The organism is Pseudonocardia sp. TRM90224 (assembly GCF_021245725.1).
In the GTDB taxonomy this organism is placed as follows: Bacteria; Actinomycetota; Actinomycetes; order Mycobacteriales; family Pseudonocardiaceae; genus Pseudonocardia.
Map to the genome: position 1 here is coordinate 193,054 of NZ_JAJGSX010000003.1, position 13,151 is coordinate 206,204.

Below are 13,151 nucleotides of genomic sequence, written 5' to 3' on the forward strand. Positions count from 1 at the left end.
GACCACATCGAACTTTTGTTCGATATACTGCGTGTTGGGGGTGACGCTGCGTATGGCACTGGCTGATGATCGTCCTATCTCGAAGCCCCGGTCCGTCCGGCCGAGCGGCGAGGGTCAGGAACCGGCGGGCAACGGAGCGTTCGACCGGCAGCCGCCGCAGGACCTCACCGCCGAGCAGTCCGTGCTCGGCGGCATGCTGCTGAGCAAGGACGCCATCGCCGACGTCGTCGAGGTGCTGCAGCCCGACGACTTCTACCGGCCGGCCCACCAGACGGTCTACGACTGCATCCTCGATCTTTACGGCCGTGGCGAGCCGGCCGACGCCGTCACCGTCTCGGCGGAGCTGCAGCGCCGCGGCGAGCTGATCCGGCTCGGTGGCGCGCCCTACCTGCACACGTTGATCGCCACGGTGCCGACGGCGGCGAACGCCGCCTACTACGCCGAGATCGTGGCGGAGAAGGCGATCCTGCGCAGGCTGGTCGAAGCCGGCACACGCATCGTGCAGCTGGGCTACCACGGCGCCGACGGCGCCGAGGTCAGCGACGTCGTCGACCGCGCGCAGGCGGCGATCTACGACGTCACCGAGCGTTCGACGAGCGAGGACTACGTCGCGCTCGAAGAGTTGCTGCAGCCCACGATGGACGAGATCGACGCCATCGCCTCCCGCGGCGGTGTCGCGCTCGGCGTGCCCACCGGGTTCGCCGACCTCGACGCCGCCACCAACGGCCTCCACGCGGGCCAGATGATCGTGGTCGCGGCCCGTCCGGGTCTCGGCAAGGCGCTCGCGCTCGACACCCCGCTGCCCACCCCCGAGGGGTGGACCACCATGGGCGAGGTCGAGGTCGGCGCCCTGCTCCTCGACGCCGCCGGGCGCCCGACCAGGGTCGTCGCCGCGACCGACGTGCTGCTCGAGCGGCCGTGCTTCGAGATCACCTTCTCCGACGGCGCAGTCCTGGTCGCCGACGCGGAGCACCAGTGGCTCACCTCGGACGGGGTCGTCCGGACCACCCGCGAGCTCGCGGCCGACGGCGCCGACCAGGCCGAGCACGCCGTGCGGATGACCGCCGCGCTGCAGCTGCCCGATCAGGACCTGCCGCTCGGCCCCTACACGCTGGGGTACTGGCTCGGCGACGGCGACGTCGACTCGATGTCCTTCCAGATGATGTCCGCGGCAGGGGCCGACCACATGGCTGCCGAGGGGCACCACGTGATGGAGCTCCCGAACCGGCGGTGGGGCTTCGCCCCACCCGGGGAGGGCGCCACCAGCGTCGATGCGTTGCTGAAGTCGATCGGCGTGCTCGACCGCAAGCACCTGCCCGCCGTCTACCTGCGCGGCTCGGAACCGCAGCGCCGAGCGCTGCTGGCCGGGCTGATGGACACCCGCGGCAAGGTGACCGCAACCGGCGACGTGGAGTTCTTCGCCCCGGAGCAGGCGTACCTCGACGACGTGCTGGAGCTGGTCGTCAGCCTCGGCTACCCGTGCTCGACCCCGAGCGCGAACAAGCTGTCCATCACCGCCGACGAGAACATCTTCCGGGTCGGCTGGCAACGCGATCGGCACCGGAAGCGTTCGGCGGGCGGCCCGGTCGAGCACCTGCGCCGCATCGTCGAGGTCCGGTCGGTGCCCACCGTCCCGGTGCGGTGCGTCGAGGTCGACAACGCCGAGCACCTGTACCTGGCCGGCCGCTCGATGATCCCCACCCACAACTCGACGCTCGGCCTCGACTTCGCCCGCTCGTGCTCGGTGAAGCACGGTCTGACCAGCGCGGTGTTCTCGCTGGAAATGAGCAAGTCCGAGATCGTCATGCGTCTGCTCTCGGCGGAGGCGCGGATCCGGCTCGCCGACATGCGCGCCGGCCGGATGAGCGACGACGACTGGACGCGCATGGCCCGGCGGATGAGCGAGATCAGCGAGGCGCCGCTGTTCATCGACGACTCCCCCAACCTCACGCTGATGGAGATCCGGGCGAAGGCGCGGCGGCTCAAGCAGCGTAACGACCTCAAGCTCGTGATCCTCGACTACCTGCAGCTGATGTCGTCGGGCCGCAAGGTCGAGTCGCGCCAGCAGGAGGTCTCGGAGTTCTCCCGGCAGATCAAGCTGCTCGCCAAGGAGATCGAGGTCCCGGTGGTGGCGATCAGCCAGCTGAACCGTGGCCCCGAGCAGCGCACCGACAAGCGCCCGATGCTGTCCGACCTGCGTGAGTCGGGGTGCCTCACGGCCGGCACGCGGCTGCTGCGCGCCGACACCGGCGCCGAGGTCGCCTTCGGCGATCTGCTCGCGTCCGGCGAACGTAACGTGCTGCTGTGGTCGCTCGACGAGCGGATGCGGATGGTAGCCCGCACGATGTCAGCGGTCTTCCCCAGCGGGGTGAAGGATGTCTTCCGCCTGCGGTTGGCGTCGGGCCGGGAGGTCGAGGCCACCGCCAGCCACCGGTTCATGACCTTCGACGGGTGGTGCCAGCTCGGGGATCTTGCCGTTGGCGACAAGCTCGCAACTCCACGTCGGGTGCCGGCTCCGGTCACACCGGTCCCGATGCCGGAGGAGCAGGTTGTTCTGCTGGCGCACCTCATCGGCGACGGGTCCTTCGTCAGGCGGCAGCCGTTGCGCTACGCGAGCACCGACGAGGCGAACCTGCTCGCTGTCGCCTCCGCGGCGCGGTCGTTCGGTGTCGAGGCCGTCCGCGACGAGTACCCGGCCGCCCGGTGCACGACGCTCCGGTTGCCGGCGCCGTTCCATCTGACGCACGGCAAGCGGAACCCGATCGCGGCGTGGCTCGACGAGTTCGGACTGTTCGGTCTCCGCAGTCACGAGAAGTTCGTGCCGGCCCCGGTGTTCACGTTGCCGGACGAGCAGGTTGCGCTGTTCCTGCGCCACCTGTGGGCGACCGACGGTTCGGTGAGCTGGGACGAGAAGGCCGGTCTTGGCCGCGTCTACTACTCGTCGACAAGCCGCAGGCTCGTCGACGACGTCTCGCGGCTCCTTCTCCGGTTCGGCGTGCTCAGCCGCCTCAAGCGCATCCGCAAGGCCGGCTATCGCGATAGCTGGCACCTGCACATCACCGGATCCGAGCACCAGCGGCTGTTTGTCCAGACCATCGGTGTGCATGGCGCCAGGGGTTCGCTCGCCGACACCGTCGGTGAGCGGTTGCGTGACATCGCCAGCAACACGAACCTCGACACCGTGCCCCGTGCCGTGTGGGGCCAGGTGCGCACGCTGCTCGCGGAACGGGAGATGACCCACCGCGGGTTCGCCGCCGCGATGGGATCACGGTTCTGCGGGTCGACCATGTGGAAGCACTCGCCGAGCCGCTCCCGGCTGGCCAGGGCCGCGGCGGTGCTCGAAGACGCCGACCTCGAGATGCTGGCGACGAACGACGTGTTCTGGGACGAGATCGTGGAGATCACGGAGCTCGGGGAGCAGGCCGTCTACGACGCCACCGTGCCGGCGACCCACAACTTCGTCGCCAACGGCATCGTGGCCCACAACAGCATCGAGCAGGATGCGGATATGGTCATCCTGCTGCACCGCCCCGACGCCTTCGAGCGCGACGACCCCCGCGCCGGCGAGGCCGACCTGATCCTCGCCAAGCACCGTAACGGCCCCACCAGCACGATCACCGTCGCGCACCAGCTGCACTACAGCCGTTTCGCCGACCTGGCGCACGGCTGACGGGACCATGTAGGGTCTCAGGATCGGTGGCATATTCTCAGTGATCTTGGCATCTAGATGGCACATGTGCCAAGTCTCTGAGATTGCTGTTGGCTCGCTCGGCGTGTCGCGATCCGCCCTCGAGGCATGAGGTCCACCCTTGGCTGCGCGAGTTGCCCTGGACGTACAGGGGGTGCGCAGTGGGCGGTGTGGCGGCGGCGGTGAGTGTCCGCCTTCCAGACGGCAACGTAGTTGAGGGTCAGGCCTGGGACGAGGTATCGACGGACCTGTTGGCCTCGGCAGAGCCGTGGCGTACGTTCCGGTGGCTCCGTGGCCAGAAGCACTACTCCGGAACATACTGGGCATCCACGGTGCGCCGTCACGTGATCTACGAATCACGCCTGGAGCTAGCAAGGTTGCTCTACGCGGACTTCGACCCTGCCGTCCGCCACGTCCTGGCTCAACCTTTCCTGCTCAAGGCGAAAGTACACGGCGAGATCCGCAAGCACGTCCCTGACTACCTGCTGATCAGCGACAATGGACCAGTGGTCGTAGATGTCAAGCCGTACCACCGTGTTTCGAGGCCTGAGGTCGCGTTCACTTTCGACTGGACCCGGCGGGTTGTTCTGTCGCGTGGTTGGAGATATGAGGTCTGGACTGAACCTCCCGTGAGCGAGCTTGAAAACATCCGATTCCTCGCTGGCTATCGTAGGGATTGGCTGTTCAGTACAGAGGTTGTGGAGAGAGTTCGATCTGGCAATCTGGATGGAGTATCGCTGGGTCACGCGGTTGCTCATATCCGAGATTATCCAGAGCAGATTCTGCGCGCCGCGGTTCTCCACCTACTATGGAAGCGGGAACTTACCGTGGATCTAAGTCGTCCACTGAGTCCATCGTCTGTATTGAGCAGGGTGGCGAACGAGACATGAGCAGGGCCGCGGTCCGCGTCAAGGTGGGCACGCGCTTCAGCTACGACGGGGAGACGGCCGAGGTCGTCGAGATGGCCGTGAGCCCTGCCGGCAATGAAGTGGTTTTGAAGGACGGGCGCGGCCAACTGTTGCGCCTGTCGTTGAAGGAACTTCTGCTCAGCGATCGTGCCGCCATCATCCCGGATGAGCCAGGCCCTTCTGGTGATGACGACGAGGACGTCGCGTCAGTCGTGCTGGGTCAACTTGATGCACGGGAGAAGCTCAAGGTTCTTGAGCGTGCAGAACATGTTCGAGAGATTCTGACCGGATTTCGGTCGGGTACCTCTGCACGGGCTCGCGATGACGAGCCTCGCCCTGAGTACTCGCCGGGAACGCCCCTGGAGAGCCGATATGCGGCGAAGGCGGCCGAGTTGGAGGCGGGCCTGCGAACAGTGAAGAGGTGGGTCGCTGAGTTCCGCGCGAACGGAGAAGCAGGTCTGGCGACGAAGAGAGGATCGACGCGACGGTCACCTGGCGGGGCCGACGAGCGGTGGGTCGAGACAGCGTTGGAGGTGATGGTTGAGCACACTGGGGAGTCCAAGCCGTCGCGCACGATGGTGATCGAGCGGACCAATGCCCGCGTGGTTGCCCGATTCGGCCGCGACGTCGTGGCGGCGCCGAGCCGAGCTTCCGCATTTCGTGTGTTGTCGGAGCTAGAGCGGCGCCACCCGCTGTTCCGGTTGAGCACGAAACGCAACCGGGACATCGCGGAACGCCCAGACGGCGTTTACGGCAAGCTGCGACCCACACGGCCTGGCGAGTATTTGCTGATGGACTCCACCAGGCTCGATGTGTTCGCGTTCGATCCGTTGACGCTGCGCTGGGTACAGGCCGAACTGAGTGTCAGCATGGATTGGTATACGCGCTGCATCACCGGGATCAGGCTGACTCCAGTGTCGACGAAGTCGGTGGACGTGGCGGCAGTGTTGTACGAGTCGTTTCGGCCCCGCCCCGCAGGTCAGGGCTGGCCACGGCATGCGGTATGGCCAGAGCACGGCATTCCGCGCTCAGTATTGGTCGACGTGGACGCAGTCGATGGCCCAGGGCTGGCGTCTCCGGCGCTGGTACCAGAGACGCTGATCGTCGACCACGGGAAAGTGTACGTTTCGGAGCATCTGACGAGTGTTTGTGCTCGAATGGGTATCTCGATCCAGCCGGCCAGACTACGGACGGGGCGTGACAAGGGCCCAGTGGAGCGGTTCTTCCGAACGCTGCGCGAGGACCTGCTGCAGGCCCTGCCCGGCTACAAGGGCCCAGATATCTACTCCCGTGGCGAGAACCCCGAAAACGACGCGTTCTTCTTCCTCGATGAGTTGGAAGCGATCATCCGCGAGTGGGTGGCGATCGTGTATCACCGTCGCCAGCACGACGGCCTGGTTGACCCTGGCCTGCCAGGCCTGCAAATGTCGCCGGCGGCGATGTTTGAGCATGGCATCGCCCGCGCGGGGTACATCGAGGTCCCCCGTGACCCGGACTTGGCCTACGAGTTCCTGAGTGCTGAGTGGCGCACTATCCAGCACTACGGGGTGGAGTACGGCGGACGCCGCTACAACGGTGAGGCCTTGGACCCCTACCGGAACATGGCCAGTACCTACTCAGGCAAGCAGAAGGGGCGCTGGCCGATCCACGTCGATGCGGACGACGTCAGTCGTGTCTACTTCCGCGACCCCGCAACTCGCGAGTGGCACACCTTGCATTGGGAGCACGCACCGTCGATGCAGATGCCGCTGAGCGAGGACGCGCTGCGGTTCGCGCGCAAGCTAGCCGCCGCGAGGTACACCTACCCAGACGACAAGATCGCAGTCGCCGATCTTCTCGAGCGCTGGAACGTCGGACTCGGCAACACCCGCGCGGAACGCCGAATGGCACTGCGGCTGTCCCGAGAACGCTCAGCTCTGATCGGGCCCGAGCCCGGCGACACGGCAGAGGCGAACGTCACCCAGCTTCCATCAGTGGCCAAAGTGCTTGCCGCGTCCGCCGCTGACACATCAGCGTCCGCCACATCGGTCGCTGACACGCCGGGGCGATTCACTGCCGGTATCGATGAGCACATGACCACACCAGGTCGCGCCATAGCGGAGCCAGCCGCCGAGACGGGTGATGACGACGAGGCTGATTTCGACCCTGACGACTTCTATGCAGACGCCCTGGAGGACGTGTGACCACCACACCGGAACCCGACGCCGCGGAGCCGAACGTCCCGGTCCAGCTGGACAACCTCACACTCGCCCGGAAGGAGGGCTGGAGGCGGTTCGTCGAGGCGCCGGCTCGAGTCCAGCCCGATGCGCTGGACCCAACGCAGCTGGGCGCCCTTGGCGATCGCGCGCGGACGGAATATGACCGCCGGCGTCGGGTCTGGCACGCGAACCTCGGACCGATCAAGACTCCGCAGTTGGCGGCGCTGCACGAGGACTTGTGGGACATCGTGGACAGCAATGCCCAGGATGGGGACAAGGCGAAGGGCTCGATCGCGATCGACGCGTTCCCCGGGTTGGGCAAGACGACGGCTGTGCTCGCGTTCGCGAAACTGTTCCACCAGCTTGAGGTGCAGGCCGAGGGGTCGCATACCGGTGAAGGGCGCGAGCGGTGGCCGGTCTGCCGAGTCGGGTTGACGGGCAACACAGGTATGCGTGAGTTCAACCGCGCGATGCTGGAGTTCTTTGCCCATCCCGGAGTCAGACGGGGTACGGCCGCTGAGTTCGCCAGACGTGCTCTGGACTGTGTGCTGGCCTGTCAGGTGCGACTTCTGGTGATCGATGATCTGCACTTTCTGCGGTGGCGGGCCAAGTCTGGGGTCGAGGTCAGCAACCACTTCAAGTACATCGCCAACGAGTTCCCCGTGACGATGCTGTTCGTCGGTGTCGGGTTGGCGCAGCGCGGCCTGTTCTCGGAAGGGTCGTCCTACGGCGACGCTGTCATGGCCCAGACTGGACGGCGGACGACGAAGCTGAGCGTCGAGCCGTTCACGGTCGACACCGAGCGGGGTCGACGGGAGTGGCGGCAGATGCTGTTGGCGCTGGAACAGCGGATCGTGCTCGCTAACAAGCACCCCGGCATGCTCGCTGACGAGCTGTCTGACTATCTGTTCGCGCGCAGCACCGGGCACATCGGCTCGCTCATGACATTGATTAACCGCGGATGTCAGCGCGCTGTCCGCACCGGCGTCGAACACATTTCCGAGGAACTGCTGGACGGGGTGCGCAGCGACGAGGCGGCCGAGAAGGGACGCGCCGAGCTGATTGCGGCGATCAACAACCGCCGGATCACCACCAAACCGCGCCGCGAGGCGGTATGAGCCAGGTCCGAACCCTTCCGATCCATGTGCCGCCCCACCCCGGTGAGGCGCTGGACTCGTGGTTGGAGGCGCTGGCAAACCGATTGAACACCCATCTTGCTGACTTGCTGATCGCGCTTGACCTTCTCGATCCCGATGACGACAGGGTTGGGATGTCGCCTCGCTGGACCGCACGGCTGCACCGCCGGGACCGGGAGCGTCTCGCCGCTGCAACGACGATCTCGCCGGATCGGATCGCGGCGATGACCTTGGTCCGCTACCACAACATCGCCGTGCAGATCGACTCCTCCACCGGACTCGTGGATCGTCACCACCTGTGGGGACGGCCGCGCGACTCTCGATTCTGCCCCGACTGCTTGGCCGAATCCGGCGGTCGATGGCAGCTGACCTGGCGGCTGGGATGGTCGTTCGCATGCCCGGCCCACCGCCGGCTCCTCGCCGACGCGTGCCCAGAATGCGGCCGGGCCCAGCGGCGTACACCTCACCCAGTACATGTGACACCGCATGCGGGCCGTTGCGCTGGACCGATTCCCGGGAACACTGGTTTGGCCGAGCAGCGCTGCGGTGCTGACCTGACTACGGCCTCAACCCTGCAGATTCCCGCCGACCATCCTGCGTTGATCGCGCAACAACATCTGCTGAAGGCGATCGACGCCGGCACGGCCGACTTCGGCGTCTACCGCGAGCAGGCCGCACCGACACCAGCGTTTCTGTCCGATGTACGCACGCTGGCGATACGGATGCTCACCCACGCCACCGACGATGAGCTCGCGCCGATCGTGCCGGCAGACCTGTTCGCGGCCTACCTGGCGCGCCGCGCAACTCCCGCACGCCGGTCGAGGACAGCGCTTCGTCCGGTCGACCCGGTCGACCGCCCCGGGTTCATGGCGCCCGGCCTGGCAGTCACGGCGGCCGTCGCTGTCACAGCCGCCCATTCCGTTCTGGGCGCCGCTGACATCCCAACAGCTGGTGAAGCCTTGCGCTGGCTCGTCAAGAGCAATCGCCGGCGTGGACAAGCAGTGAGCGCCACCACCATCCGCAGCTGGGGTAGTGGCACCACACCGACATTGACCGGGATCCAGTTGTCGGCGCTCGACCCGCTGCTCAAGCCGAGCGATCAGCTTCGGTATCGCAGCAGGACCCCGACACCGCGGGTCCCCGTCTATCACTCCGGCGTGACCCGTCGAGCCCGCGGCACACCGACGCTGCTGTGGTCGGCGTGGTTCGTCCGGCTCGCCCTGCCATCGGGTCACGCCAACTACTTCCGGCTAGCGCTGCCGTGCGCGATCCAACTGATCGGCACCAGGCTCGGCCTCTCAACGTCGGTCCGCCAGCTGGACTCGCAGGTATCCGCGCCTGGCGTCTCGCGGATCCTGCAGCAGCTCGAGAACGATCCGAGATGGCATGGGATCTACACCGCTCTGGTCCGCCTGGCCGACTACCTCGACACAAGCGACGTCCCCATCAACTACGAACGCCGCCGTACGATGGACTACCACCTACTTCTCCCCGACGAAGAGTGGGAACCGCTGTGCCACGCCGCCGGCATCCGCCCAGGTAGCCGGCGCGCCGCCGTCGCTCGCAGCGTGCTGTTCGAACGGATCAGCGGATTGCCCTCTTCCAGAGCACCCTTCGCGATCGACGACAACGACTTCCGCGGCCGAGCAGGCGCGTTCTGCAGCCTCCTCACCCCCGAGCTCGCCGCTGGGCTGGACGCCGCTGCGAAACGGTTCCTGAGCAGCCAAGGCATCCACGCGGAACCTGTGACGTGGCATCCCCCACTGTCACTGTTGTCCAGGCTCGAGCTTCCCGGGAAAGATCCGAGCGGGGTCGACGTCGCGTCCCTGCACCATCTGGTCCGCCAGAACGAGACCAGTCTGGAGGATGTCGCCGGCCAGCTGGGAACGACGATCGACGCAGTCCGTCATGTCCTGACCGAGACACCGGCACCTCAAACAGCACAGCCGGAGTTGAGCGCACTCAATGCGGCGCGCGCCTGCCTGGACCGGGACGAGCTGTTCGATCTCTACCAGAACCTTCGACTCTCCCTGCGTGAGATCGCCGAACGGGTCGGCGTGAGCAGGCAGACGATCTCTCGGCTCGCCGTCGAGTACGACATCACGCTGCGTCCCGCAGCCCGACCCAATCTCGGTATCGACCCCCACTGGCTCTACGAGCAATACGTTGTCGAACGGAGAACGCTGCCCGATCTCGCGCGGGAATCGGGCGCGAGCGCATCCACCCTCGCCCGCTGGGCGCGAACCCACGGCATACCGATACGCGGCCGCGGCGGTCCGAGCCACCACACGAACCTCCGCGCAATCGCCACTGCCGCAACTGCACCTGCACTGCTCCGTCCGGCACTCGTCGACGCCCACGGATGGGAACGCCTTCGCAGACTCGCAGTGGCGTCGGCCTACCCCACCATCACTGCCGCGGCTGCCGCGATGGGCCTCAAGCAGGCTCCGCTCATCACTCAGATCCACCGCCTCGAACACGCCCTGGGTGGCCAGCTCCTCGAACGCGCCGAACGAGGCAGACCGATGAGGCTCACCCCACTCGGCAGGAAGGTCGTCGCCGCCTACAGACACAGTCGGCCGGGACCGCCTAACTAGCAAGGATCGGCATGCCGGTACGGGCTGAAGTCATCGCGGAGAACAAGAGCAAGGTGCGGAAGCGGTTCGTCCGAAGATAGCTTCGGCTACCTCCTGAGCTCAGCGACCCGGCCGATGCCGGCGAAGCCGACATACGTGGCACTGGAAGCGTTTTCGTCGCTGGCTCCGCCGCCGGCTCGTGTGTCCGGTGTTTATGCGCGCCGTTCGACCTGGTCCGGGGGTTCGACGGACCGGGTCGCCCACGCCAACGGTGCTGACTATCGGCGCAACCCGAGCCGGTTGGCCACCTCCCGAGGGCTCAGGCCATGGACCTGTAGTAGCTCGAACACGGTGGTGCCGTCGACGGTCTTGCGCATCAACTCTGGCGTCATGCCCAGCTTGCGCAAGAGGATCACCCGGGGTGCCTGATGCCAGAGGAATCCGGCGTCCATCCATTCCATGATCTCGGCAGGATCCATCCATGCGACGACCCACTCGGTTGCCGTCTCCCGAGCATCGTCGTCGGGAACGTGCGGCCACCGCTGCACGATGGTGGCGGCCAGGCCTGTCAGTGGTTCCCGGCGCTGCTTGCGCATCGTGGCTTTGCTCGTTGCTCGTGCGCGCCGCAGTGCTGTGTCGAATGACTCTTCGGATCGTGGCTGTGGGATCTGCCTTTGATGGACGCTCCCGGCGCTCGGGGGTCGTGACGGGCGGGCGGATAGGAGATAGGGGTTGTTCCCAACGTTGCGCTCCGGGACCCTCTGGTGCGGGCGACGTAGATGATCGCGGATGAGACGAGCGTCGGCAGGCGCGATAGTGGTACTCGGCGACCTGGGAGTGAGTCCGAGGTCGTGCGCGGTCCGGAGGATCTGTCTGCTTGACAGACCAAGCTCTTTGGCAAGTTCGAAGATTCGCGGGCCGTGTCGGGGACGGCCGAAATCGTCTTGCTGCACGACGAACCTCTATGGAGGGCGTGACTCGGGTGCTGCGGACGCCGTTGACCGGCGGCACGGCGAAGGTCTGACCGCTGGGATCGGTTGACCTCCGCTGAGCAGATGATATCTCAGAGTAGTCGCAGAACTACAGCCTTCGGATTCGATGGCACCAGCCGGGTTGCCCTCCCGTGGCTCGCTACCTCGGCGTAGAAGCAGGTGGCCGCTCGCAACACGACGAGGGTACGAACGTGATTGCCGCGGTTCGACGAGGTTTGACGACCCGCGCCGGGAGCCCAGACGATCTGCGACATGGCGGCCCGCATGCCGCGCTCATACCGTTGACCCTGTGACGGACACGCCAGAGGACACAGGGATGGCGCACCGACAGGCTGACGTGGAGCGATCGATCGCATTCGACGCAGCGAAGCGAAGCTTCGAACGGTTCTGCGGAGAGTTCTCCGAGTGCACCCGGCTGCGTGCCTTCGGGACCATCAGATCTGGCTCGACAAGATCCAGGCCACGATCGAGGCCCACGACGCAGCGTCTGCAGTCGAACAACACGTGCGAGCCAGCTACCCGTCCCGCGACGCCTGCATGGTTGAGCAGAACTACGCGCAGATGGTGATCACCACCCTCACGAACATCGGCCCAATCCGGCCAGGATGAACGCCACGGGCGTCCCGTCACACTTGGCCGAGGCGGCCGGGTGTAGCCCGACACGACCGTGGTCGCCGGCCTGTCGACATCGCTGGCGTTGTCTGCTGCAGATAGAGCGGTTCTGTGGTCGATTGCCGGTGTTGATGCGCTGACCGTTCGGTCTGCTCCCCTCGCGCGACGTCCGGTCCGCGGCCACATCCGCAACCTCCGACCTCGGGCTGTCTCCGCCCCAGGCAAACCCAGAACACCGTCTGATCATTTGCGACCGGCCGGTACGTGCGGGCATCGAGTGCTCAACGTCGAACGTTGCCCAAGGAACTACGAGTCGGTCGAGAACAGCCCTCGGTGCCGACACCTCACGAGATTCAGTGAGTGTCGCGATTCCGAACATCACGACCCGGCTCTTAGCCTCGGCGCATGGCCGGTCTGGGCGTCGTGGTGTTCGACATCGACGGCGGGCTGGCGGACATGTCCCCCATCGCCGACCGTCTCGGCCCGAGACCGTGGCGGCAGGACGCCTGGCAGGAGTTCTTCGCCGGCATCGGCGACGCCGTGGTGATCGAGGCCGGGCGGAAGCTTGCCACCGCGATCGCAAATCTCGGCTTCACCACCATGTACTCCACGACCAGGCCGACCTTCACCACCACCGCCACCCGGGGCTGGCTGTCCGACCACGGTTTCCCCGCCGGCCCGGTGCTATCCCGGCCCAACAACCAGGCAGCGTGCCCTGCCCTGGAGATCAAACTGAACCACTGCTCGATCGTCGAGCGCCGGATCCGCCGCAGCTATCTGGCCGCGTTCGTCGACGACGATCCGGCCATCGTGACCGAGTTGCGCAACCACGGCTACGCCGGCCGCCGGTTCGACCGGTTGCACGACTGCAGCCCGGCGAGTCTCCACGCTGCCCTGGTGTACGGGCCGTCCCGGCCGGAGTTCACCGAACGCAAACACCTTCGACGAGCACGCGCCGCGTACCGCCCACCGGTGCGACCCCGCCAAGCGCCGGATGCTCTGGCGTCACTGCCAACCAACGCCTAGACCAGCTGTCCCTAG

Annotated in this window: 7 protein-coding genes and 1 pseudogene; 6 read left to right on the forward strand and 2 right to left on the reverse strand. The window is 66.4% G+C overall.

Annotated features, from left to right (window positions below):
- Positions 1-52 precede the first annotated feature (52 nt).
- The 5 genes from LL648_RS05125 to LL648_RS05145 all read left to right on the forward strand — a co-directional run bounded on the left by LL648_RS05125 (position 53) and on the right by LL648_RS05145 (position 10,527).
- Positions 53-3,670, forward strand: coding sequence for a replicative DNA helicase (locus LL648_RS05125; RefSeq protein WP_255684522.1), 3,618 nt, complete (start codon positions 53-55; stop codon positions 3,668-3,670).
- Between the two features lie 179 nt (positions 3,671-3,849).
- A complete protein-coding gene (locus LL648_RS05130; RefSeq protein WP_232661234.1) occupies positions 3,850-4,578 on the forward strand; it encodes a TnsA-like heteromeric transposase endonuclease subunit in 729 nt (242 codons plus the stop codon).
- Positions 4,575-6,779 (forward strand): Mu transposase C-terminal domain-containing protein, encoded by a 2,205-nt coding sequence (locus tag LL648_RS05135; protein WP_232661235.1) that lies wholly within the window; start codon positions 4,575-4,577, stop codon positions 6,777-6,779. Before LL648_RS05130 ends, LL648_RS05135 begins: the two co-directional genes overlap by 4 nt.
- Positions 6,776-7,912: an AAA family ATPase gene (locus tag LL648_RS05140; RefSeq protein ID WP_232661236.1), complete on the forward strand. Its 1,137-nt coding sequence runs from the start codon at positions 6,776-6,778 to the stop codon at positions 7,910-7,912. The genes LL648_RS05135 and LL648_RS05140 overlap by 4 nt, the downstream gene beginning before the upstream one ends.
- Positions 7,909-10,527, forward strand: a complete 2,619-nt coding sequence (locus LL648_RS05145; protein WP_232661237.1) for a TniQ family protein — start codon at positions 7,909-7,911, stop codon at positions 10,525-10,527. Before LL648_RS05140 ends, LL648_RS05145 begins: the two co-directional genes overlap by 4 nt.
- A gap of 257 nt (positions 10,528-10,784) precedes the next feature.
- Here LL648_RS05145 and LL648_RS05150 read toward each other — a convergent pair whose 3' ends face one another.
- Positions 10,785-11,102, reverse strand: coding sequence for a hypothetical protein (locus LL648_RS05150; RefSeq protein WP_232661238.1), 318 nt, complete (start codon positions 11,100-11,102; stop codon positions 10,785-10,787).
- A gap of 189 nt (positions 11,103-11,291) precedes the next feature.
- Positions 11,292-11,459: pseudogene (locus LL648_RS45695) on the reverse strand (translation initiation factor IF-2 N-terminal domain-containing protein); the annotation flags it as partial.
- 1,056 nt (positions 11,460-12,515) lie between these two features.
- On the opposite strand from LL648_RS45695, the gene LL648_RS05155 reads away from it, so the two are divergent.
- Positions 12,516-13,136, forward strand: a complete 621-nt coding sequence (locus tag LL648_RS05155; RefSeq protein WP_232661881.1) for a hypothetical protein — start codon at positions 12,516-12,518, stop codon at positions 13,134-13,136.
- Positions 13,137-13,151 lie beyond the last annotated feature (15 nt).